At 73.0% G+C, this 22,371-nt stretch carries 20 protein-coding genes; 15 read left to right on the forward strand and 5 right to left on the reverse strand.

All coding sequences use genetic code 11. The annotated features are described in order from the left end of the window. Positions 1-143 precede the first annotated feature (143 nt). The 6 genes from AAC944_RS28195 to AAC944_RS28220 all read left to right on the forward strand — a co-directional run bounded on the left by AAC944_RS28195 (position 144) and on the right by AAC944_RS28220 (position 7,250). Entirely contained in the window at positions 144-1,046 is a 903-nt protein-coding gene (locus AAC944_RS28195) for an FAD binding domain-containing protein (protein ID WP_030622016.1), read from the forward strand. After that, positions 1,037-1,654, forward strand: coding sequence for a (2Fe-2S)-binding protein (locus AAC944_RS28200; RefSeq protein WP_030622017.1), 618 nt, complete (start codon positions 1,037-1,039; stop codon positions 1,652-1,654). The genes AAC944_RS28195 and AAC944_RS28200 overlap by 10 nt, the downstream gene beginning before the upstream one ends. A 2-nt stretch (positions 1,655-1,656) precedes the next feature. Beyond that, positions 1,657-4,041 carry a xanthine dehydrogenase family protein molybdopterin-binding subunit gene (locus tag AAC944_RS28205; protein WP_030622019.1) on the forward strand — a complete coding sequence of 795 codons (2,385 nt, stop codon included), beginning with the start codon at positions 1,657-1,659 and terminating at the stop codon, positions 4,039-4,041. A 230-nt stretch (positions 4,042-4,271) separates the two neighbouring features. After that, positions 4,272-5,711 (forward strand): NCS2 family permease, encoded by a 1,440-nt coding sequence (locus AAC944_RS28210; protein WP_030622021.1) that lies wholly within the window; start codon positions 4,272-4,274, stop codon positions 5,709-5,711. 82 nt (positions 5,712-5,793) lie between these two features. Next, positions 5,794-6,987, forward strand: coding sequence for an XdhC family protein (locus AAC944_RS28215; RefSeq protein WP_030622022.1), 1,194 nt, complete (start codon positions 5,794-5,796; stop codon positions 6,985-6,987). A gap of 107 nt (positions 6,988-7,094) precedes the next feature. Continuing rightward, positions 7,095-7,250, forward strand: a complete 156-nt coding sequence (locus AAC944_RS28220; protein ID WP_196943242.1) for a hypothetical protein — start codon at positions 7,095-7,097, stop codon at positions 7,248-7,250. 35 nt (positions 7,251-7,285) lie between these two features. Here the strand turns inward: AAC944_RS28220 and AAC944_RS28225 are convergent, their stop codons facing one another. Further along, positions 7,286-8,974, reverse strand: coding sequence for a SpoIIE family protein phosphatase (locus AAC944_RS28225; protein ID WP_051872250.1), 1,689 nt, complete (start codon positions 8,972-8,974; stop codon positions 7,286-7,288). Positions 8,975-9,097: 123 nt separating this feature from the next. Beyond that, positions 9,098-9,937: a LuxR C-terminal-related transcriptional regulator gene (locus tag AAC944_RS28230; protein ID WP_030622025.1), complete on the reverse strand. Its 840-nt coding sequence runs from the start codon at positions 9,935-9,937 to the stop codon at positions 9,098-9,100. Positions 9,938-10,030: 93 nt separating this feature from the next. On the opposite strand from AAC944_RS28230, the gene AAC944_RS28235 reads away from it, so the two are divergent. After that, positions 10,031-11,716, forward strand: coding sequence for an AMP-binding protein (locus AAC944_RS28235; protein ID WP_030622026.1), 1,686 nt, complete (start codon positions 10,031-10,033; stop codon positions 11,714-11,716). After that, a complete protein-coding gene (locus AAC944_RS28240) occupies positions 11,713-13,383 on the forward strand; it encodes an AMP-binding protein (RefSeq protein WP_030622028.1) in 1,671 nt (556 codons plus the stop codon). The genes AAC944_RS28235 and AAC944_RS28240 overlap by 4 nt, the downstream gene beginning before the upstream one ends. On the opposite strand, the gene AAC944_RS28245 is transcribed toward AAC944_RS28240, so the two are convergent. Genes AAC944_RS28245 through AAC944_RS28255 form a run of 3 tightly spaced genes read right to left on the reverse strand, consistent with a single transcriptional unit; the run spans position 13,366 to position 15,199 of the window. Then, positions 13,366-14,166, reverse strand: a complete 801-nt coding sequence (locus AAC944_RS28245) for an MBL fold metallo-hydrolase (protein WP_030622029.1) — start codon at positions 14,164-14,166, stop codon at positions 13,366-13,368. The two genes, AAC944_RS28240 and AAC944_RS28245, sit on opposite strands and share 18 nt — an antisense overlap. Beyond that, the gene (locus AAC944_RS28250) at positions 14,163-14,771 is read right to left on the reverse strand and encodes a TetR/AcrR family transcriptional regulator (protein ID WP_030622031.1); all 609 of its coding nucleotides are present in this window, start codon (positions 14,769-14,771) and stop codon (positions 14,163-14,165) included. Before AAC944_RS28250 ends, AAC944_RS28245 begins: the two co-directional genes overlap by 4 nt. A 59-nt stretch (positions 14,772-14,830) precedes the next feature. Then, positions 14,831-15,199, reverse strand: a complete 369-nt coding sequence (locus tag AAC944_RS28255) for an MmcQ/YjbR family DNA-binding protein (RefSeq protein WP_030622032.1) — start codon at positions 15,197-15,199, stop codon at positions 14,831-14,833. A gap of 234 nt (positions 15,200-15,433) precedes the next feature. On the opposite strand from AAC944_RS28255, the gene AAC944_RS28260 reads away from it, so the two are divergent. The 7 genes from AAC944_RS28260 to AAC944_RS28290 all read left to right on the forward strand — a co-directional run bounded on the left by AAC944_RS28260 (position 15,434) and on the right by AAC944_RS28290 (position 22,120). Beyond that, positions 15,434-16,216 carry a glucose 1-dehydrogenase gene (locus AAC944_RS28260; protein WP_196943243.1) on the forward strand — a complete coding sequence of 261 codons (783 nt, stop codon included), beginning with the start codon at positions 15,434-15,436 and terminating at the stop codon, positions 16,214-16,216. A 208-nt stretch (positions 16,217-16,424) separates the two neighbouring features. Beyond that, entirely contained in the window at positions 16,425-17,045 is a 621-nt protein-coding gene (locus tag AAC944_RS28265; RefSeq protein WP_196943244.1) for a helix-turn-helix domain-containing protein, read from the forward strand. A 129-nt stretch (positions 17,046-17,174) separates the two neighbouring features. Continuing rightward, complete coding sequence (locus tag AAC944_RS28270) at positions 17,175-18,386, forward strand: NAD(P)/FAD-dependent oxidoreductase (RefSeq protein ID WP_030622036.1); 1,212 nt, start codon at positions 17,175-17,177, stop codon at positions 18,384-18,386. After that, a complete protein-coding gene (locus AAC944_RS28275) occupies positions 18,383-18,700 on the forward strand; it encodes a (2Fe-2S)-binding protein (protein ID WP_030622037.1) in 318 nt (105 codons plus the stop codon). The genes AAC944_RS28270 and AAC944_RS28275 overlap by 4 nt, the downstream gene beginning before the upstream one ends. Beyond that, entirely contained in the window at positions 18,697-20,184 is a 1,488-nt protein-coding gene (locus tag AAC944_RS28280) for an FAD/NAD(P)-dependent oxidoreductase (RefSeq protein ID WP_037773108.1), read from the forward strand. Before AAC944_RS28275 ends, AAC944_RS28280 begins: the two co-directional genes overlap by 4 nt. Next, positions 20,181-21,119 (forward strand): dihydrodipicolinate synthase family protein, encoded by a 939-nt coding sequence (locus tag AAC944_RS28285; RefSeq protein ID WP_030622039.1) that lies wholly within the window; start codon positions 20,181-20,183, stop codon positions 21,117-21,119. Before AAC944_RS28280 ends, AAC944_RS28285 begins: the two co-directional genes overlap by 4 nt. After that, positions 21,119-22,120: a proline racemase family protein gene (locus AAC944_RS28290; RefSeq protein WP_030622040.1), complete on the forward strand. Its 1,002-nt coding sequence runs from the start codon at positions 21,119-21,121 to the stop codon at positions 22,118-22,120. The genes AAC944_RS28285 and AAC944_RS28290 overlap by 1 nt, the downstream gene beginning before the upstream one ends. Positions 22,121-22,371 lie beyond the last annotated feature (251 nt).

Here is a 22,371-nt window from a genome sequence, read left to right on the forward strand (position 1 = left end):
CTGGGTCACATCGCGTGAACGGCAGAGGAACAACCCGAGGGACGGCGGCCGGATGGCTTCGGCGGCGCTCCTGTTGCCGTAGGCCCCGTTGACACCGAAGACCGTAGTAATTACGGCACGATTTTCGTAGAAGAGAGCCACACATGGACTTCCTTCGCCCCGCCAGCTGGGAGGAGGCGCTCGCCGTCAAGGCCGAGCACCCCACCGCTGTGCCGATTGCGGGCGGCACGGACGTGATGGTCGAGATCAACTTCGACCACCGCCGCCCCGAGTACCTGATGGATCTGAACCGCATCGGTGATCTGCGGGAGTGGGAGGTCGGTGCGGACACCGTCCGGCTGGGTGCCTCCGTGCCGTACACGCAGATCATGGAGAACCTGCGGACCGAGCTGCCCGGCCTGGCGCTCGCCTCGCACACCGTCGCCTCCCCGCAGATCCGTAACCGCGGCGGCGTCGGCGGCAACCTCGGCACCGCGTCCCCCGCGGGCGACGCGCACCCCGCGCTGCTGGCCTCCGGCGGCGAGGTCGAGGTGGAGTCGGCGGCCCGTGGCGTCCGCATGATCCCCATCGACGAGTTCTACGTCGGCGTGAAGCGCAACGCCATGGCGCCGGACGAGCTGATCCGCGCCGTCCACCTGCCGAAGGCCACCGGGCCGCAGCAGTTCTCCAAGGTCGGCACGCGCAACGCCATGGTCATCGCGGTGTGCGCGTTCGGCATCGCGCTGCACCCGGAGACGAAGACCGTACGGACCGGCATCGGGTCCGCGGCGCCCACCCCGGTACGCGCCAAGGAGGCCGAGACCTTCCTCGCCGCGGCGCTGGAGGAGGCCGGGCTCTGGGAGTCCGGCGAGCCGGTCCCGGTGTCCGTGGCGAAGCAGTTCGCCCAGCTGGCGACCGGGGCCTGCAACCCGATCGACGACGTGCGCGGCAGCGCGAAGTACCGCCGGCACGCGGTCGGCGTGATGGCCCGCCGCACGCTCGGCTGGGTCTGGGAGTCCTACCGCGGCAACGGCCGCACTGCACAGGGAGGCGCACAGTGCGCGTGAAGTTCACCGTCAACGGCCGCGAGCAGACGGCCGACGACGTCTGGGAAGGCGAGAGCCTGCTGTACGTGCTCCGCGAGCGGATGGGCCTGCCGGGTTCGAAGAACGCCTGCGAGCAGGGCGAGTGCGGTTCCTGCACGGTCCGCCTGGACGGGGTGCCGGTGTGCTCCTGCCTGGTCGCGGCCGGGCAGGTCGAGGGCCGCGACGTGGTCACCGTCGAGGGCCTGGCCGACTTCGCCCAGCAGCGCGCCGAGCGCGCCGGCTGCGGTACGGGGGTCTGCGGCGGCAAGGGCACGACGCTGGACGAGGCCAAGGGCTGGGCCGCCAGGCCCACCGGTACGGGCGACAGCCAGGCGGGTGAGCAGGTACGGCTCTCGCCGATCCAGCAGGCCTTCATCGACGCGGGCGCCGTGCAGTGCGGCTTCTGCACGCCGGGCCTGCTGGTCGCCGCCGACGAGCTGCTGGAGCGGAACGCCCAGCCGTCCGACGCCGACATCCGCGAGGCGCTGTCGGGCAACCTGTGCCGCTGCACGGGCTACGAGAAGATCCTCGACGCGGTCCGCCTCGCGGCTGCCCGCGGCGAGACCGAGACCGCAGGAACGGGGGCCTGACCATGGCCGGAGTCACCCGGACACCGACGAAGCTCACCCAGGGCAGCACCACCCCGGCCGGCATCGGGGCCTCCACGCTCCGCCCGGACGGCACCCTGAAGGTCACCGGTGAGTTCGCGTACTCCTCGGACATGTGGCACGAGGACATGCTGTGGGGCTACACCCTGCGCAGCACCGTCGCGCACGCCGAGATCCGCTCCATCGACACCTCCGAGGCGCTCGCCCAGGCCGGTGTCCACGCGGTCCTCACCTATGACGATCTGCCGACCGCGGTGAAGAACTACGGCCTGGAGATCCAGGACACCCCGGTACTGGCCAACGGCCGGGTGCGGCACCACGGCGAGCCGGTCGCGCTGGTCGCCGCCGACCATCCGGAGACCGCGCGGCGCGCCGCAGCCAAGATCAAGATCGACTACGCGGAGCTGCCGGTCGTCACCGACGAGGCCAGCGCCACCGCCGAGGACGCGCCGCTGCTCCACCCGGGCCGCAAGGACCACCACGCGGACCACGTACCGCACCCGAACATCGTCCACCGCCAGCCGATCGTCCGCGGCGACGCCGACGAGGCCGCCGAGCGCGCTGACGTGATCGTCACCGGCGAGTACGAGTTCGGCATGCAGGACCAGGCGTTCCTGGGCCCGGAGTCCGGCCTCGCCGTGCCGGCCGAGGACGGCGGCGTCGACCTCTACGTCGCCACCCAGTGGCTGCACTCCGACCTGAAGCAGATCGCTCCCGTCCTCGGTCTGCCGCCGGAGAAGGTCCGGATGACGCTCTCCGGTGTCGGCGGCGCCTTCGGCGGCCGCGAGGACATCTCGATGCAGATCCACGGCTGCCTGCTGGCGCTCCGTACCGGCAAGCCCGTGAAGATCGTCTACAACCGGTTCGAGTCCTTCTTCGGGCACGTCCACCGGCACCCGGCCAAGCTCTGGTACGAGCACGGCGCGACCAAGGACGGCAAGCTGACCCACCTGAAGTGCCGGATCGTGCTGGACGGCGGCGCGTACGCCTCCGCCTCCCCGGCCGTGGTCGGCAACGCCTCCTCGCTCGCCGTCGGCCCGTACGCCGTCGACGACGTGGACATCGAGGCCATCGCGCTCTACACGAACAACCCGCCGTGCGGCGCCATGCGCGGCTTCGGCGCGGTCCAGGCGTGCTTCGCGTACGAGGCGCAGATGGACAAGCTGGCCAAGGCGCTCGACATGGACCCCGTCGAGCTCCGGCAGATCAACGCCATGGAGCAGGGCACGCTGCTGCCGACCGGGCAGGTCGTCGACTCGCCGGCGCCGGTCGCCGAGCTGCTGCGCCGCGTGAAGGCCATGCCGCTGCCGCCGGAGAACCAGTGGGAGACCACCGAGGGCGCCGACGTCCGCGCGCTGCCGGGCGGCCTGTCCAACACCACCCACGGTGAGGGCGTCGTCCGCGGCATCGGCTACGCCGTCGGCATCAAGAACGTCGGCTTCTCCGAGGGCTTCGACGACTACTCCACCGCGCGGGTCCGCATGGAGGTCATCAACGGTGAGCCGGTCGCGACCGTGCACACCGCGATGGCCGAGGTCGGCCAGGGCGGCGTCACCGTCCACGCGCAGATCGCCCGTACCGAGCTGGGCGTCCAGCAGGTCACCATCCAGCCGGCCGACACCCAGGTCGGCTCGGCCGGCTCCACCTCCGCCTCCCGGCAGACCTATGTCACCGGCGGCGCGGTGAAGAACAGCTGCGAGGCGGTGCGCGAGCAGGTCCTGCAGATGGGCCGGCTCAAGTTCGGCACGTACCACCCGGCGTGGGCCACCGCCGAGCTGCTGCTGGAGGGCGGCAAGGTCGTCACCGACGGCGGCGAGGTGCTCGCCGACCTCGTGGACGTCCTGGGCGAGGAGGCCGTCGAGGTCGAGCTGGAGTGGCGGCACCGCCCCACCGAGGCGTTCGATCTGAAGACCGGCCAGGGCAACGGCCACGTGCAGTACTCCTTCGCGGCGCACCGCGCGGTCGTCGAGGTCGACACCGAGCTCGGCCTGGTCAAGGTCATCGAGCTGGCGTGCGCGCAGGACGTCGGCAAGGCGCTCAACCCGCTGTCCGTCGTCGGCCAGATCCAGGGCGGCACCACCCAGGGCCTGGGCGTGGCGGTCATGGAGGAGATCGTCGTCGACCCGAAGACCGCGAAGGTACGCAACCCCTCGTTCACCGACTACCTGATCCCCACGATTTTGGACACCCCCACCATTCCGGTGGATGTCCTCGAACTTGCCGATGAGCACGCGCCTTACGGGCTGCGTGGCGTCGGCGAGGCGCCGACCCTGTCGTCGACCCCGGCAGTCCTCTCCGCGATCCGGGCGGCGACCGGTCTGGCACTCACGAAGACGCCGGTGCGGCCCGAACACCTCACCGGCACGTGAGTCCTCCGGGCGGTGCGGACGGTTTGGGGTGTCCTGTCCGTCCTCCCGCGGTTCGTACCGCCCGGAGTTTCCCCCACGTCAGCCACGCCTCCTAGGATCCGTCCTCGGCGCCGCATCTGGCTGAAAAACGTTCGTCTCGGGCCGTCCCCCGGGTCGTGCGGCCCGCTCCATCCCAAATCTCACAATTCCCCCCTTGTGAGTGCCCCTATGAACCTTGGGAGATAGGCACCATGACCCAGCCCACCATCGAGCCGACCACGGCGGAGGACGCCGGCGCGGGTACGCGCCAGCCCGCCGGCCGGTCGTGGCTCGACCGGTACTTCCACATATCCGAGCGCGGCTCGACCCTCGGCCGGGAGCTGCGCGGCGGCATCACCACCTTCATGGCGATGGCGTACATCCTCCTGCTCAACCCCGTCCTGCTCAGCGGCAAGGACGCGGTGGGCGGCACGCTCGCCCCCAGTGCCGTGATCACGGCGACGGCCTTCGCGGCCGCCCTCGCGACGCTGCTCATGGGCATCGTCGGCAAGGTGCCGCTGGCCCTCGCCGCCGGCCTGAGCGTCTCGGGCGTCCTCGGCACCCAGGTGATCAGCGACATGTCCTGGCCGCAGGCCATGGGCATGTGTGTGATCTACGGCGTGGTGATCATGCTCCTGGTGATCAGCGGTCTCCGCGAGAAGATCATGAACGCGATCCCGCTCGGCCTCAAGCACGCCATCACCATCGGCATCGGGCTCTTCGTCACCATGATCGGCCTGGTCAAGGCCGGGTTCGTCGGCATCGGCAACGCCTCGGCGCCGGTCACCCTCGGCGTGCACGGCCACCTCTCCGGCTGGCCCGTCCTGGCCTTCTGCATCACCCTCGTCGTCATCTTCATGCTGCTGGCCCGCAACGTGCCCGGCGCGATCCTGATCGGCATCGCCGTCGGCACCGTCTTCTCGCTGATCGTCACCGCGGCCTTCGGGCTGGGCGACAAGCAGTGGGGCCTGGCCACGCCGGAGCTCCCGGACACCGTCGTCTCCACCCCCGACTTCGGCCTGTTCGGCAAGATCGAGTTCGGCGGCTTCGCCGAGCTCGGCGCCACCACCGTGGCGATGGTCGTCTTCACCCTGGTCCTGGCCGGCTTCTTCGACGCCATGGCGACGATCATCGCCGTCGGCCAGGAGGCCAAGCTCGCCGACCACCTCGGCCGGATGCCGGGCCTGAACAAGGCGCTGCTCATCGACGGCGCGGGCGGCGCGATCGGCGGCGTCTCCGGCGCCTCGGGCCAGACCGTCTTCATCGAGTCCGCCAGCGGCGTCGGCGAGGGAGCCCGTACCGGCCTCTCGGCCACCGTCACCGGCCTGCTCTTCGGCGCGGCGCTGCTCTTCACCCCGCTGGCGGAGATCGTGCCCGCCCAGGTCGCGTCCGCCGCGCTGGTCGTCATCGGTTCGATGATGATGCAGAACGCACGGCACGTGGACTGGCGCGACCGGTCCGTGGCGATCCCGGTCTTCCTGACCGTGGTGATCATGCCGTTCACGTACTCGATCGTGAACGGTGTGGCGGTGGGCGTCATCTCGTACTGCGCGATCAAGCTCGCGCAGGGCAAGTGGCGCGAGCCGGGTCCGCTGATGTGGATCCTCTCGCTGGTGTTCATCGCCAACTTCGCCTTCAACGACATCGGGTAGGGCAGCCCACCCGCGCCGGGCACCGTGCCCGGGCGGAGCGGCCGCATCGGCCCTCCGCGCCCTCGCAGAAAAGGAGCTGGACATGCTGGACATCGCCGACGAGCTGAACCGGTGGGTCGAGCAGGGACGCGACTTCGCCGTGGCCACCGTGGTGGGCGTCGGCGGCAGCGCGCCCCGGCAACCGGGCGCCGCCCTCGCCGTCGACCGCGACGGCACGGCGATCGGGTCCGTCTCCGGCGGTTGCGTGGAGGGCGCGGTGTACGAGCTGTGCCAACAGGCCCTGGAGACCGGCGAACCGGTCCTGGAGCAGTTCGGCTACAGCGACGAGGACGCCTTCGCGGTCGGCCTGACCTGCGGCGGCATCATCGACATCCTCGTCACCCCGGTACGCGCGGGCGCCCTGGAGCCATCGGAGGGGCCGGACGACCCCCCGGCCCCGGTGGACAGCACCTCCAGGACGCTCGTGGCCGCGGTGGCCGCCGCCGTCACCGCCGAGGCGGCGGCCCTCGCGCGCATCGTCTCCGGCCCGGCCGGACTCCTCGGCCGCGCCCTCCTCGTCCGCGCCGACGGCAGCCACACCGGCAGCCTCGGCGGCCACCCCGCGCTGGACCGCACCGCGGTCGCGCACGCCCGTGCCCTGCTGGACGCCGGCCGCACGGCCACCGTGGAGATCGGCGCGGACGGCAGCCAGTGCGGCGTCCCGCTGACCCTGCTCGTCGAGTCGTCCGTGCCGCCCCCGCGAATGCTCGTCTTCGGGGCCATCGACTTCGCCGCAGCCCTGGTGCGGGCCGGCAAGTTCCTCGGGTACCACGTCACCGTCTGCGACGCCCGGCCCGTCTTCGCCACCAAGGCGCGCTTCCCCGACGCCGACGAGATCGTGGTCGACTGGCCGCACCGCTACCTCGACACCCAGGAGCTGGACTCCCGCGCGGTGCTCTGCGTGCTCACCCACGACGCCAAGTTCGACGTACCGCTGCTGGAGCGCGCCCTGCGGCTCCCCGTCGCCTACGTCGGCGCCATGGGCTCCCGCCGCACCCACCTGGACCGGCTGCGCCGCCTCCGCGAGGCGGGCCTGACCGACCTGGAGACCGGCCGGCTCCGCTCCCCGATCGGCCTCGACCTCGGCGCCCGTACGCCCGAGGAGACCGCACTGTCGATCGCGGCCGAGATCGTCGCCGCCCGGCGCGGGGGCACGGGCGTGCCCCTCACCGGTGCGCATACCCCGATCCATCACGACACGTCGGTCACCGCACGCCGTATCGGTTCCGTTGCCTGAGACAGCGGGTGCCGCTGCCGGTAAGTGGACGATAAGATCGGCGGCCGGCCGTCCGCGCCATCCGTGGGCGGCTGTCGCCATGTCCGAGAACGAAGGAACACTGCACGATGAACTCGCCGGACAGACCCCTCACCCCGATCTACGACCAGCTCCTCGCCGAGCAGGGTGACGTCGCCACCGAGGCGCGCGAGTACGCCGAGAAGACCGAGCGGGAAGCCAACGAAGTACTGGACTTCGGCATGCCCGCGCCCTCGGCGCAGTAGTACCCGGGCACGCGGGCGACCGCGTGCCCGGGGCTTCAGTCACCGGGTACGCGCAGCGCCAGCAGGGCCACGTCGTCCTCGTTCGCGGCGTACAGGGCCCGGCTGATGAGCTGGTCGCAGAACTCGTCCAGGGAGTGGTCGGCGAGCGCGGCGGCGAAGCCGGCCAGCTGCTCCAGGCCCTCGCTCAGCGGCAGGCCACGCGCCTCGATCAGGCCGTCGGTGTAGAGCACGACCGTGCTGCGCGGCGGCAGTGCCTGCACGAAGTCGGTGCGCTCCGGCGACAGCTCCGTACCGAGTACCAGGTCGGCGGCGTCCTGCTCCAGGAAGCACACCCGGCCGTCGTCGTGGACCAGCAGCGGCGGCGGATGCCCGGCGTTGGTCCAGCGCAGCCGCCAGTCGCCGTCCCGCTCGACATGAGCGAGGATCATGGTCGCCAGCTGGACGTCGCTGATGTGCACCATCGCCCGGTCCAGCCGGTCGACGGTGACCGACGGCGCCTCGGTGTGCTCCCAGGCGAAGGCGCGCAGCATGTTGCGTACCTGCGCCATGCAGGCCGCCGCCTGCAGGTCGTGGCCCACCACGTCCCCGATGACCAGCGCCGTCGCCCCGCCGGGCAGCCGGAACACGTCGTACCAGTCGCCGCCGACCCGGGAGGCGTGCGGCGCCGGGTGGTAACGCACCGTCATCTCCAGGCCCTCGAGGTGGGGGAGCGGCGGCAGCAGATGGCGCTGCATGGTCTCGGCGACCCGCCGCTGCCGCTCGTACAGCTGCGCGTTGTCCACGGCGAGCCCGGCCCGGCGGGCGATGTCGTCGACCAGCGCCAGCTCGGCGGCGTCGAACGGCTTCTGCTGCTCCGTACGGACCAGGGTCAGCGCGCCCAGCACCTTGCCGGGCCCGCGCAGCGGCGCGATCACCGCGGACCGCATGCCGATCGCCTGGAACATCTCGCGCTGCTGGACGGCGACGCCGGAGTCCGGCGGTCCCGCGTAGTCGTCCGGCGAGACGATCCGCGGCGCGGCCCCGCGCAGCACGCTGGACAGCGGCATCCGCGACGTCTCCAGCACCGGCGGCATCGGGCCGGCCAGCTCGTCGACCCGTACGTGCTGCCCTTTCACGTGGTGCACGACGGCGACCCGGCGCAGCGAGTTCTGCTCCTCCAGCAGATCCACCACCGCCCAGTCCGCCAATCGGGGCACGACCAGCCGTACGAGCCGCTTCAGCGATTCGTCCAGGTCCAGGGTGGAGGTGAGCACCGCGGTGGTCTCGGCGACCATGGTCAGCCGGTCGGCGAGGTCGGTGAGGGCCGCGACGTTCTCCGCGTCGGCGGGCTCGTGCTCCTCCTCCGGCGGCCGCTCGAAGAAGATCACGACGGCGCCGTCCCGCGCCCCGTCCACGTGGTACGGCACGGACAGCCCGCCGACGCAGATCAGCTCCCCGTCCCCGCGCGCGAACCACTGGCAGCCGTCCAGGGACACGCTCTCGCCCGCCAGGAACGCCTGCAGCAGACGGCAGTTCGGCCGCGGCAGCCGGGTGCCGTCCGGTCTGCGGTGCAGCAGCTCGTGCGGGTCGGCGCCCAGCAGCTCGGCGGCCGGGCGGTGCAGCAGCTCCTCGGCCCTGGCGTTCACCAGGGAGATCCGGCCGAAGCCGTCCTGGACGTAGACGCCGGCCGTCAGCCCGGCGAGCACCACGGACGCAGTCTCGCTCCCGGTCGCGGGACCTGACACGGGCGGCCCTCCTCACTCACGCCACACTGACCGACGACCATCTCCAGCGTCTCGCAGGATGGCGGCCGTGGCCTGCCCGGAGCCCCGGGGGAGTGGTGTCCGCGCGGCCCGCGGCGGTGGGCGTCAGGGCAGCAGCCCGGCCCGGCGGGCCTCGACCACGGCCTGCAGCCGGGTGTGGGCGCCCAGCTTGCGCATGGCGGAGCGCAGGTACCCCTTGACCGTCTCCGGGCGCAGCCCCAGCCGCTCGGCGACCGCGGCGTTCGTCGCGCCGGAGGCCACGCAGGAGAGCACGTCCACCTCGCGCGGCGACAGGCTCACCGTGCTGTCCTCGCGGGATCCGCCCGAGGCCGCCGCGAGCCGGCCGCAGGCCGCCAGCATCTCCTGCCGCAGCAGCGGGTCGCCGACCCGCTGGGCCAGGGTGCGCAGCGCGCTGTGCGCCTCCCTGACCTCTTCCCACATCACCGGGTCGGCGGCCGTCGGCTGCCGGGCCACCGACAGCAGCCGCTCCGCCTCGTCCTGCACCACCAGCGCCTGCTCCAGCTCCCTGGCCGCCTCCAGCGCGGCGGACAGCGGCCGGTCGCCCAGTTGCAGCGGCTGCCGCAGTGCCCCGTACAGCACGCCGCGCACCCGCCGCCGCACCACCACCGGCACCGCCAGCACGGACTTCAGCCCCTCGGCCGCCACCGCCGCGTCGTACTCGTGGCTGATCACCACGGAGGCCTGGTAGTCGGTCACGGCGAAGGGCCGGGAGCGGGCCGCGGCCTTGCCGCCCAGCCCGTTGCCCGAGTGGATGTGCAGGCCGCGCAGCGCGGTGGTGGCGGTACCGGTCGTCTCGCCGATGCGGAAGCGGTTCGTGCCCGAGAGCAGGCCGCCGAAGGCCACGGGCAGGCCGCTGGCCCTGCGCAGCCGCTGGAGTGCCGCCCTGACCTCCGCGGATCCGCTCCGTTCCGCGTCGTTCTCCACCCGTCAACCTCCGCTTCCCCCCGTTCGGGGGTGGTGAGACCTGGGTCACTGATTACACGATGGCCGGAAGCCGTGGGGCAATGAGGAGGACACATGGCGGACACGCGCGGGACGAGCGCGACGGAGCGGTTCCGGGCAGCACGGGACTTCCTGCTGCGGCACCGGGAGGACTACGACGCGGCACGCGAGGGGTTCAGCTGGCCCCGCTTCGAGCGCTTCAACTGGGCGCTGGACTGGTTCGACGCCATCGCCCGTGACAACGAACGGCTCGCGCTGCACATCGTCGAGGAGGACGGCCGGGAGACCCGGCTGACCTTCGAGGAGATGCGCCGCCGGTCGAACCGGGCGGCGAACTGGCTTGCCTCGAAAGGGGTACGCGCCGGCGACCGCATCATCGTCATGCTCGGCAACCAGGCCGAGCTGTGGGAGACCGCGCTCGCCGCGATGAAGCTGCGCGCCGTCGTCATCCCCGCGACGCCGCTGCTCGGCCCCGCCGACCTCACCGACCGCGTCGAGCGCGGCCGGGCCCGCCATGTGATCGTGCGGTCCGCCGACACCGCCAAGTTCGACGGCGTACCCGGCGACTACACCCGCATCGCGGTGGGCGGCGCGGCGCCGGGCTGGCTGTCGTACGAGGAGGCGTACGACAGCCCCGACACCTTCGAGGCCACGGGGGAGACCGCGCCGGACGACCCGTTGATGCTGTACTTCACCTCCGGGACGACGGCCCGCCCCAAGCTGGTGGAGCACACCCACGTCTCGTACCCGGTCGGCCACCTGGCGACGATGTACTGGATCGGGCTCAAGCCCGGCGACGTGCACCTGAACATCTCCTCGCCGGGCTGGGCCAAGCACGCCTGGTCCAACCTCTTCGCGCCCTGGAACGCCGAGGCCACCGTCTTCCTCCACAACTACGCCCGGTTCGACGCGGCGCGGCTGATGGCGGAGATGGACCGGGCGCGCGTCACCAGCTTCTGCGCACCGCCCACCGTCTGGCGGATGCTCATCCAGGCCGACCTGTCCGCGCTGAAGACCGCGCCCCGCGAGGTCGTCGCGGCCGGCGAGCCGCTCAACCCGGAGATCATCGAGCAGGTACGGCAGAGCTGGGGCGTGACCATCCGCGACGGCTTCGGCCAGACCGAGACGGCCGTCCAGGTCGCCAACACCCCGGGCCAGCCGCTGAAGCCCGGCTCCATGGGCCGCCCCACGCCCGGCTACGACGTGGTGCTGCTGGACCCGGTGACCGGCGAGCCGGGCGACGAGGGCGAGATCGCGCTCGACCTGCGCGGCCGCCCGGTCGGCGTGCTGGCCGGCTACCACGGCGACCCGGAGCGCACCGCCGAGGCGATGGCCGGCGGCTACTACCGCACCGGCGACATCGGATCCCGGGACGGCGACGGCTACCTCACGTACATCGGCCGCGCCGACGACGTCTTCAAGGCCTCCGACTACAAGATCAGCCCGTTCGAGCTGGAGAGCGCGCTGCTGGAGCACGAGGCCGTCGCCGAGGCCGCCGTCGTGCCCGCGCCCGACCCGCTGCGGCTCGCCGTGCCCAAGGCGTACATCGTGCTGGCCGCGGGCTGGGAGCCGGGCCCGGAGACCGCCGAGGCGCTCTTCGCGCACTCCCGCGAGGTGCTGGCCCCGTACAAGCGCGTCCGGGTCCTGGAGTTCGCCGAGCTGCCCAAGACCGTCTCCGGCAAGATCCGCCGCATCGAGCTGCGCGAGCGCACCGCCCACGGCGACCGCGGCGCCGAGTACCGCGAGGAGGATTACCGATGAGCGCCCCCGAGAAGACCACGGCACCGGACGGCCGTCCGCTGTCCTACGAGAGCGGCGAGCGCGACCGCCCGCTGCTGGACCGCACGATCGGCGCCGATCTGGAGCTGGCCATCGAGCGGTTCGGCGACCGCGAGGCGATGGTCGACGTGACCGGCGGCCGGCGCTGGACGTACGAGCAGTTCGGCCGCGCCGTCGACGAGGTCGCGCTCGGCCTGCTCGCCAAGGGCGTCACCAAGGGTGACCGGGTGGGCATCTGGGCGCCCAACTGCCCCGAATGGACGCTGGTCCAGTACGCCACGGCCCGCATCGGCGCCGTCATGGTCAACATCAACCCGGCCTACCGGGTGCACGAACTGGCCTACGTGCTGAACCAGTCGGGCATCGAGGTGCTGGTCTCCGCGACCGCGCACAAGTCCAGCGACTACCGGCGGATGGTGGCGGAGGTGCGCCCGGACGCGGCCCGCCTCCGCGAGGTCGTGTACATCGCCGACCCCACCTGGGAGGAACTGCTGGCGGCGGGTACCGCGGTACCCGCCGCCCGCCTGGTGGAGATCGCGGCCACCCTCACCCCCGACGACCCGATCAACATCCAGTACACCTCCGGCACCACCGGCTTCCCCAAGGGCGCCACCCTCTCCCACCGCAACATCCTCAACAACGGCTACTGGGTGGGCGAGACCGTCGGCTACACCGAACAGGACCGGGTCTGCCTGCCGGTGCCCTTCTACCACTGCTTCGGCATGGTCATGGGCAACCTCGCGATCACCACGCACGGCGCCTGCTCCGTCATCCCGGCCCCCGCCTTCGACCCGGCCGCGACGCTCCGCGCCGTCCAGCAGGAACGCTGCACCTCCCTCTACGGCGTCCCGACGATGTTCATCGCCGAGCTGAACCTCCCCGACTTCGCCTCGTACGACCTGAGTTCGCTGCGGACCGGCATCATGGCGGGCTCGCCCTGCCCGGTGGAGGTCATGAAGCGGGTGGTCGCCGAGATGCACATGGCGGAGGTCTCCATCTGCTACGGCATGACCGAGACCTCGCCGGTCTCCACCCAGACCCGCCGCGACGACGACCTGGAGCACCGCACGGAGACCGTCGGCCGGGTGCTGCCGCACGTCGAGGTGAAGGTCGTCGACCCGGCGTCGGGGGAGACGGTGCCGCGCGGTGAACCGGGCGAACTGTGCACCCGTGCGTACAGCGTGATGCTCGGCTACTGGGAGGAGCCGGAGCGCACCGCCGAGGCCGTCGACGCGGACGGCTGGATGCACACCGGTGACCTGGCCGTCATGAACGACGACGGCTATCTCCGCATCGTCGGCCGCATCAAGGACATGATCATCCGGGGTGGCGAGAACGTCTATCCGCGGGAGATCGAGGAGTTCCTCTACTCCCACCCGAAGATCGCGGACGTCCAGGTCGTCGGCGTACCGGACGAGAAGTACGGCGAGGAGATCGCCGCCTGCGTCATCCTCAAGGACCCGGCGGCCACCCTCACGCAGGCGGAGCTCGCCGACTTCTGCCGCGACCGCCTCGCCCACTACAAGATCCCCCGCTACCTCGACATCCTCGACTCCTTCCCGATGACGGTCAGCGGCAAGGTCCGCAAGGTCGAACTCCGCGCCCGGCTGGCGGGGGAGACGGCCGGCGGCTCACCCGGCCAGGCGTAGGAACGTCCACGGGTCGTGCGCGTTGAGCACCGTGATGCCCTCTTCGCGCGCGGCCCCGGCCAGCCTTCGCTGGTTGGCGATCCGCAGCCCCGCGTCCACCTGGGCGTCGAGCTGGATGAAGTCCAGCAGCGGGTGGGAGGACGGGTCCTCGGCGGCGATCTCCCGGTGGTAGAAGTAGGCGTCCCCCGCGTGCAGCAGCCACCGGTCCCCGGCGCGCACGGCGATCCCGGCGTGCCCCGCGCTGTGCCCGCCCAGCGGCACGAGGAGGAAGTCCGGGCCGAGCCCCGCCAGTTCGCGGACGCCCGCGAAGCCGGCCCAGGTGTCGCCGCCGCTCCCTTCGTACGTCTCCCAGCGCGGGCCGTGCGCCCAGTGGGCGGGGCGGTAGCGGCGGCTGGGGGCTTCCGCCGCGGCGGCCGCCAGCTCCTCGGCCCGTACATGGACCCGCGCGGCGGGGAAGTCGGGCAGCCCGCCGGTGTGGTCCACGTCCAGATGGGTCACCGCGACGTGCCGGACGTCCTCGGCCCGGAACCCGAGCCGTTCGACCTGCCGTACGGCCGGTTCGGCGGGGTCCAGCGCGGGCGACGCCAGCTCCCGCCACACCGGGTCCAGGGTGTCCTGCGGACGGCGCACGTCCTCCGTACCCAGCCCGCTCTCGACCAGCACCAGCCCGTCCGCTGCCGTCTCGACGAGCAGGCAGTGGCAGACGACGGGCAGCGGGCGCGGCCCCGCGTAGGTCGCCTCGATGGTGGTCATCGAGCCGCAGTTGAGGTGGTGGACCTTCATGCTTCCCCTCCGGTGGCGGCCGTCGCGAGCCGTGCCTCGATGTGCGCGCCGACCTGGCCGGCGATGGTGTGCAGGACGCCGGTGTCCCGGCGCACCTGGGCGAGCAGCAGGGCGCCCTGTACGGAGGAGAGCGCGAGGTCGGCCAGTTCGGCGGCCGTGTCCTCGGGCGCTCCCCACCCCTTCAGCTGTTCCCGCAGCTCCGCCAGCCAGCCTTCGTACGCCGCCGCGCAGGCGTCCTGGACCGGCCCCGCCTCGCCCGCCCGCTCCAGCGCGACGGTGGCGACCGGGCAGCCGTCCCGGTAGCCGGAGTCCGCCAGCCCGTCGGCCAGCACGCCGCCGAGCGCGGTCACCGCGGCGCGCGGCCCGTCCGCAGCGGCCACCGCCACGGCCATCCGCCGGCCCAGATCGCTCCCGGCCAGCGCCATCGCCTCGGCCGCCAACTGCTCCTTGCCGCCCGGGAAATGGAAGTACAGCGATCCCTTGGGCGCGCCGCTCGCAGTGAGGATCTGGTTGAGCCCGGTGGCGCCGTACCCCTGCCGCCGGAACAGCTCGGCGGCGGTACGCAGGATGCGTGCGCGCGTCTCTTGTCCCCCTGAACGTGTCATGGCGAGGACCCTAGACCGACTGGTCTACATAATTCAAGGTCCTCTCGGACCGCCGGGGCTCAAGGCCGGTCCAGCCGCAGCCGTTCCGCTCGGGGCAGGCCCGCGACGACCAGGTCGTAGGAGTCCTCGATCAGGTCGCGGACCAGGCCGTCCGGGAGGGCCCCGGCGAGCGAGACGGTGTTCCAGTGCCGCTTGTTGAGGTGGTAGCCGGGGACGACCTCGGGGTACGCCGCGCGGAGCCGTACCGCTTCCTCCGGGTCGCACTTGAGGCTGACGGTGAGCGGGTCGGCGGCGTCCAGCGAGGAGAGAGCGAAGATCTTTCCGCCGACCTTGTAGACCGCCAGGTCGGGGGCGCTGGGGAAGGGGAACTCCTCCACCGAGCCGTTGAATTCCAGGCAGAAGGCGCGCAGGGCGCGGTGATCGAACATGCGGTCATTGTGCCGAGAAGCGGGCGAACCGCATCGTCCGGGCCGGCGGCGGCCGTGCACGGGCGAGGAAAAGGGTGCTGCGCTCACAAGGACTTACCCGGCCAAGTTCACCCGGCCGGAGGGGAAGGCCCCGGCAGGCGGCGCCCGGGACGGCTGATCGCGCAGAGCCCTTGACCTGACGCCTCGTCATATGGCTGATTGAAAGGCCTTGACGAGGTGATGGAGGAAAGCCCTGTGCTCACGCTCGAAGGCAAGACCGCGATCATCACGGGTGCGGCCCGTGGCCAGGGCGCGGCCGAGGCCCGCCTGTTCGCCCGGCTCGGCGGGCGGGTGATCCTGGCCGACGTGCTGGACGAGCCCGGGAAGCGGGTGGCCGACGAGATCGGCGAGGCGGCACGCTACGTCCACCTCGACGTCACCGACGAGGCGGGCTGGCAGACGGTCGTGGCCACCGCGACAGCGGAGTTCGGCGGCGTGGACGTACTGATCAACAATGCGGGCGTGCTCCGCTCGATGCCGCTGGCCGACGAGTCCGTGGAGAACTTCGAGCGCACGCTGCGGATCAACCTCGTCGGCCCGTTCCTCGGCATCAAGGCGGTCCAGGGGGCGATGGTCGCGGCCGGCGGCGGCTCGATCGTCAACATCTCCTCCGTGGGCGGCCTCACCGGCATCCCCCGGACGGGCGGCTACGGCGCCTCCAAGTGGGGGCTGCGCGGCCTGACGAAGATCGCCGCGCTGGAGCTCGGCCGGTACGGCATCCGGGTCAACTCCGTGCACCCCGGCGTCATCGACACCCCGATGGTCGCGGAGGTCGCCGCCATGCCGGAGTCGGGCGCCCACCCGGGCGTCGCGCTGGGCCGCATCGGCCTGCCGGAGGACGTCGCGGGTCTGGTCGCCTTCCTCGCCTCGGACGCCTCGGCCTACCTCACCGGCGCCGAGATCGCCGTGGACGGCGGCTCGTCGGCCGGCCCGATGCCGCCGGCCGCCGCACAGGGCGAGGCGGCCGCTGTGGGATAACTCTCGCCCGCCGTTCCGCCAGGGGCGAATGGGGTATGACGCGACAGAACGGGCGCACGGTACCGGCTGGATCACGGCTGGTCCGTGCGCCCTTCCCGCGGGCGGGGCACTCCGTAGACTGTTCGGCAAGACGAACGGCACGTACGGCTGCCACCGTTCGCTCGACGGAACGGGCGCGCGGCCGGCCGCGGTGGAAAGGGCGGGACAGGTGAGCGTCCCCGAGGGCTCGATCCGGGACATGCTGGCGGCGAACCTGAAGCGCGCCAGGGCGCAGCGGGGACTCTCGCTCTCCGAGCTCTCCCGGCGCTCCAGGATCGGCAAGGCGACGCTGTCGCAGCTGGAGTCCGGTACCGGAAACCCCACCATCGAGACGGTGTTCAGCCTCTCGCGCGCGCTGGAGGTGCCGATCTCCGGGCTGCTGGACACCCGCCCGGCCGACGGCCCGACCGTGGTGCGCGCCGCGGACGTGGAGGTGCTCAGCGGTGACGCGGTCGACCTGCGGCCGCTGCGCCGCTTCGAGCTGGGCGAGGGCGGCTTCGAGGTGTACGACCAGCAGGTACGCGAGGGCGCCCGGCAGGACTCGCTGGGCCACGTCGGCACCGAGCACACCGTCGTCCAGGCCGGCCGGCTGGCGGTGGACGTCGAGGGCGAGCGCATCGAGCTCGGGCCCGGGGACTACATCGGCTTCGACGCCTCGCGGCCGCACGCCTACACGGCGCTCGGCGGACCGGTCCGCTCCGTCCTGCTGCTCCAGTACCGGACGGACCGGCGACCGGAGGGCGCGGACGCACACACGGCCCCGCACACGCCCCCGGGCCCGCACGCCTGAGAGGCGACCGCTCCCGGGTCCTGACTTTCTTACAGGCCGAATCACGCTCCTCCCATTGACCATTCCCCTGGGCCGCTCCTAGCCTCACAGCGTTCGGTAAAGCGAACGAAGGAGCGGCCCATGCGGTCGATGAACGGAACGCGAGTGGTGGTGCTCGGCGCCGGCATCATCGGCGCGGCCTGCGCCCGCGAACTGGCCCTGACCGACGGCTTCCTGGTGACCGTCGTGGACCGGGGCGGCGCAGCCGAAGCGACCACCGCACACGGCGAGGGCAACGTGCTCGTCTCCGACAAGGGGCCGGGCCCCGAACTCCGGCTCGCCCAGCTCTCCCGCCGCCTCTGGCCGGAGACACTGGCCGCCGTGGCCGGCCGCTCGCCCCGCGCCGCCGACGCCGTACGCGCCGTCGAGTGGGACCCCAAGGGCGGCATCGTCGTCGCCACCACCGGAACCGGCGCCGCGGAGCTCACCCGCTTCGCGGCCGCCCAGCGCACGGCCGGCGTACGGGCCGACCCCCTGGACGCCGCCGCGCTCGCCGCGGCCGAGCCGCACCTCACCCGCGACCACACCGCGGCCCTGCACTACCCCGAGGACGCCCAGGTCCAGCCCGCGGCCGCGGCCACCGCGCTGCTCGGCGACGCCCTCGCGCACGGCGCCACCCTCCGCACCGGCTGCGAAGTCCTCGCCGCCCGCACCCGCGGCGGCCGGCTCACCGCGGTCCGCACCACCGAAGGCGACCTCGCCGCCGACCTGTTCGTCAACGCGGCGGGCCCCTGGTCCGGACGGCTCGCCACCCGCCTCGGCGCCCCCGTCGACGTCCGCCCGCGCCGCGGCGACATCCTCGTCACCACCCCGCTGCCGCCCACCGTCTTCCACAAGGTCTACGACGCGGACTACGTGGGCGCGGTCGGCAGCAGCGCCGAGGAGCTGCAGACCTCGGCGGTCGTCGAGGCCACCCGCGGCGGCAGCGTGCTGCTCGGCTCCTCCCGCCGCCGCGCCGGTTTCGACGACCGGCTGCGCCCCGAGGTGCTGTCCGCCGTCGCCGCCAAGGCCCTCCGGCTCTTCCCGGGCCTCGCCGACGTGGCCGTGATGCGCGCCTACGGCGGCTTCCGCCCGTACGTACCCGACCACCTCCCCGTCATCGGCGCCGACCCGCGGCTGCCGGGCCTGTGGCACGCGAGCGGCCACGAGGGCGCCGGCATCGGCCTCTCGCTCGGCACCGCCCGCCTCCTGCGTGACCTGGTGAGCGGCGCCGAACCGGAGATCGACCCGGCCCCGTTCCGGGTGGACCGCCCGGCCGTACTGGGCGCACCGCTGACGGCCCCGAGTGAGGAGAGCGCATGAGTCCCCGACCGGTCCGCACCGCGCCCGGCGCCCCCGAACGGCCCCTGCAGATCACCGTGGACGGCGATCCCGTAGAGGGCGTCGCGGGCCGGAGCATCGCGGGGATACTGCTCGCGGCCGGCCGCACCTCCTGGCGCACGGCACGCTCGGGCGCCCCGCGCGGCGTGTTCTGCGGCATCGGCGTCTGCTTCGACTGCGTACTGACCGTCAACGGCGTCCCCGACGTACGCGCCTGCCGCCGCCGCGCAACGGACGGAGACGTGGTGACCACCCAGACGCGTGCGGCGGCGGACAACGGGGAGGCCGGGGCATGACGGCCGCACCCCGCACGGAGGACCGCCGCCACGTGGTCGTCGTAGGGGCCGGACCAGCGGGCCTCGCCGCCGCCGGTTCCGCGCTGGCCGCCGGGGCCCGGGTCACCCTCGCCGACGCGGCGGAGCGGCCCGGCGGCCAGTACCACCGCACGCTCCCCGAGGAGTTCGGCGGGCCGCGCGACGGCGGGTCCCACTTCGCCCGACTGCGCCGCCGCGTCCTGGACCACCCCCACTGCACCTGGCTCGCGGAAACGTCCGTCTGGGCACTGGAACGGCCGGACCCCGAGCAGCCGGGCCCGCCCCGCGTCCACACCCTGACCGGCCCCGCCGACGGCAACGACCGGCCCCGCCGCGTCCTCACCCCCGACGCCCTGGTCCTCGCCCCCGGCGCCCACGACCGCGTCCTGCCCTTCCCCGGGTGGGAGCTGCCCGGGGTGTACGCGGCCGGTGCCGCGCAGGCCCTCGTCAAGGGCGAGCGGCTGGCGGTCGGCGACGACGTGCTGCTCGCGGGCAGCGGCCCCTTCCTGCTCCCGGTCGCCACCGCCCTGCTGACGGCAGGCGCCGGCGTACGCGAAGTACTGGAGGCCAACACGCCCAAGACGGTGGCCGCCGGCTGGACGCGCCGCCCCTGGCAACTCGCGGCGCAACCGGCCAAGGCCGCCGAACTGGCCCGCTGCACAGCCCTGTTGGTCCGCCACCGGGTCCCGTACCGCATGGGCCGGACCGTCATCGAGGCACGCGGGGACGGCCGCGTCGAGGAAGCGGTCACCGCGCGGCTGCGGCCCGACTGGTCGGTGGTCCCGGGCAGCGAGCGGACCGTCCCCGTGGACGCGCTCTGCGTCACCCACGGCTTCACTCCGCAGCTGGAACTCCCGCTCGCCGCGGGGTGCGCACTGCTGCGCACCCCGGCCGGCGAGTTCGTCGCCGTCGACGCCGACCAGCGCACCACCATGCCCGGCGTCTACGCGGCCGGGGAGATCACCGGTATCGCGGGCGCGCCCGCCGCCCGTACCGAAGGCGCACTGGCCGGCTGGTGCGCGGCCGGCGGCGACCCCGCGGCCCCCGCGCTGCACCGGGTCCGCCGCAACCGCGAGCGTGGCCGCGCCTTCGCCGCGCGGCTCGCCGCCGCCCACCCCGTCGGCCCCGCCTGGCCGGGCTGGCTGCGCCCGGAGACGGTGATCTGCCGCTGCGAGGAGACGGACTACGGCACGCTCCGCAGCGCCGCCACCGACGCGTCCGGCGCCGCGCCCCGCGTCATCAAACTCGCCACCCGCGCGGGCCTCGGCCCCTGCCAGGCCAGGATCTGCGGCCCCACCGTCGCCGAACTCACCGCCCGCCTGCACAGCCCTCCGCCGGGCCGCCCGGCGGAGGGCCTGCCACCCGCCGCGCCGCACCGCCGCCCCCTCGCCCAGCCCATCCGCCTGGGCGAGCTGGCCCGTACCCCCGACGGACCGGAACCCGACCCGAAGGAGAGCACCGCATGACAAGCACCGCCTCCCGCCGCCCCGCAGGCCTCGGCGGCGTGGTCGTCGCCACCGCGCTCCCGTACCGCGAGGACCCCGCAGCGCCCGCCGGCCTCGCGGTCGACCTGGACCGCTACGCCGAGCACTGCCGCTGGCTGCTGGACAGCGGCTGCGACGGCATCGGCCCGAACGGCTCCCTGGGCGAGTACTCCTCCCTCACGGACGCCGAGCGCCGCGCGGTCGCCCGGACGGCGGTGGAAGCGGCGAACGGGGACGGCACCGTCATCGTCGGCGTGCACGGCGCCGGCAGCCACCAGGCCCGCCACTGGGCCGAGCTGGCAGCCGAGGACGGCGCCGACGGCGTCCTCTGCCTGCCGCCGACGATGTACCGCGCCAACCCCGGCGAAGTCCTCGCCCACTTCGAGGCGGTGGCCGCCGTAGGCCTCCCCGTCATGGTCTACAACAACCCCACAGACACCAAGGTCGACCTCACCCCACAACTCCTCGCCGAAATCGCCCGGATCGACAACGTCGTAGCGGTCAAGGAGTTCTCCGGCGACGTCCGCCGCGTACTGGAGATCAAGGAACAAACACCGAAACTCGACGTCATCAGCGGCGCGGACGACGTCGTCCTGGAGAGCCTGCTGATGGGTGCCGTCGGCTGGTTCGCCGGCTTCCCGAACGTCTTCCCCGCCGAATCGGCGAAGCTCTACGCCCTCGCCAGGGCCGGTCACCTGGCGGAGGCCAAGGCCCTGTACGAGCCGCTGGTCGCCGCCTTCCGCTGGGACTCCCGCACCGAGTTCGTGCAGGCCATCAAGGCGGGCATGGACCAGGTCGGCCGGTACGGCGGCCCCTGCCGCCCACCGCGCGGCCCGCTCGTCCCCGAGCACCGCGCCCAGGTCCATGCCGACATGGCCCGCGCCATCACCGCCCTCGAGAAGCCGGCGGCCGCCTGATGCGCTCGATCCGCACCCTCAGCGCCGTCGACTCCCACACCGAGGGCATGCCCACCCGGGTGGTGACCGGCGGCGTAGCCCCTGTCCCGGGCGCCACCATGGCCGACCGCCGCCGGTACGCCGTGGAACACCTCGACGGCCTGCGCCGCTTCCTCGTCGACGAGCCGCGCGGCCATCCCGCGATGAGCGGCGCCCTGCTCCAGCCGCCCACCCGTCCCGACGCCGACTGGGGCGTCCTCTACCTCGAAGTCAGCGGCTTCCTGCCGATGTGCGGACACGGCACGATCGGTGTCGCCACCGTCCTGGTCGAGACCGGCATGGTCCCGGTCACCGAACCGGAGACCGTCGTCCGGCTGGACACCCCGGCCGGCCTCGTCGAGGCGCGGGTCAGGGTCCGCGACGGCGCCGCCGAGCAGGTCACCCTGCGCAACGTGGCCGCCTTCGCGCTCGAACAGGACGCCAAGGTGGACGTACCGGGCCTGGGCGAGGTCCGCTACGACATGGCGTACGGCGGCAACTTCTACGCGATCGTGGAACTGGCCGACATCGGCCTGCCCTTCGACCGGGCCCACAAGAACGACATCCTGTCCGCAGGCCTGGCGATCATGCAGGCGGTCAACGACCAGAACCCGCCCACCCACCCCACTGACCCCCACATCTCCGGCTGCAAGCACGTCCAGTTCCTCGCCCCCGGCTCGGACGCCCGGCACTCACGCAACGCCATGGCCATCCACCCCGGCTGGTTCGACCGCTCCCCGTGCGGCACCGGTACCTCGGCGCGGATGGCGCAACTGCACGCCCGAGGCGAACTCCCTCTCCACGCTGAGTTCGTGAACGAGTCATTCATCGGCACGCGCTTCACGGGCCGGCTCGTCGGCACCACGGAAGTAGGCGAACTACCCGCCGTCCTCCCGGAGTTCACGGGCCGCGCGTGGATCACCGCCATGGCGAATTACGTACTGGATCCGCGGGACCCCTTCCCCGAGGGGTTCGTCCTGTGACGCGCGGTGCCGCTGCGCGGGGCTTGGCGTTACGGGGACGGGCCTCCGCGGCAGGGGGTCCGGACGTAAAGCGAAGCAGTCCGGACCCCCTACCGCTCCGGCCCGTCCCCTCCCGTCGGTGGTGGGTGGAAAGACGGGCCGTCGGGGTGGCGGCCCCGCCCAACGAGCCGCCCGCGTGTACGTCAATCAACGGGCCCCACCGGGGCGCGGCCCTTCCAGCGACGGGAGGGGACGGGGGCGGAGGGGTGGGG

It is taken from the genome of Streptomyces sclerotialus, from assembly GCF_040907265.1.
GTDB lineage: Bacteria > Actinomycetota > Actinomycetes > Streptomycetales > Streptomycetaceae > Streptomyces > Streptomyces sclerotialus.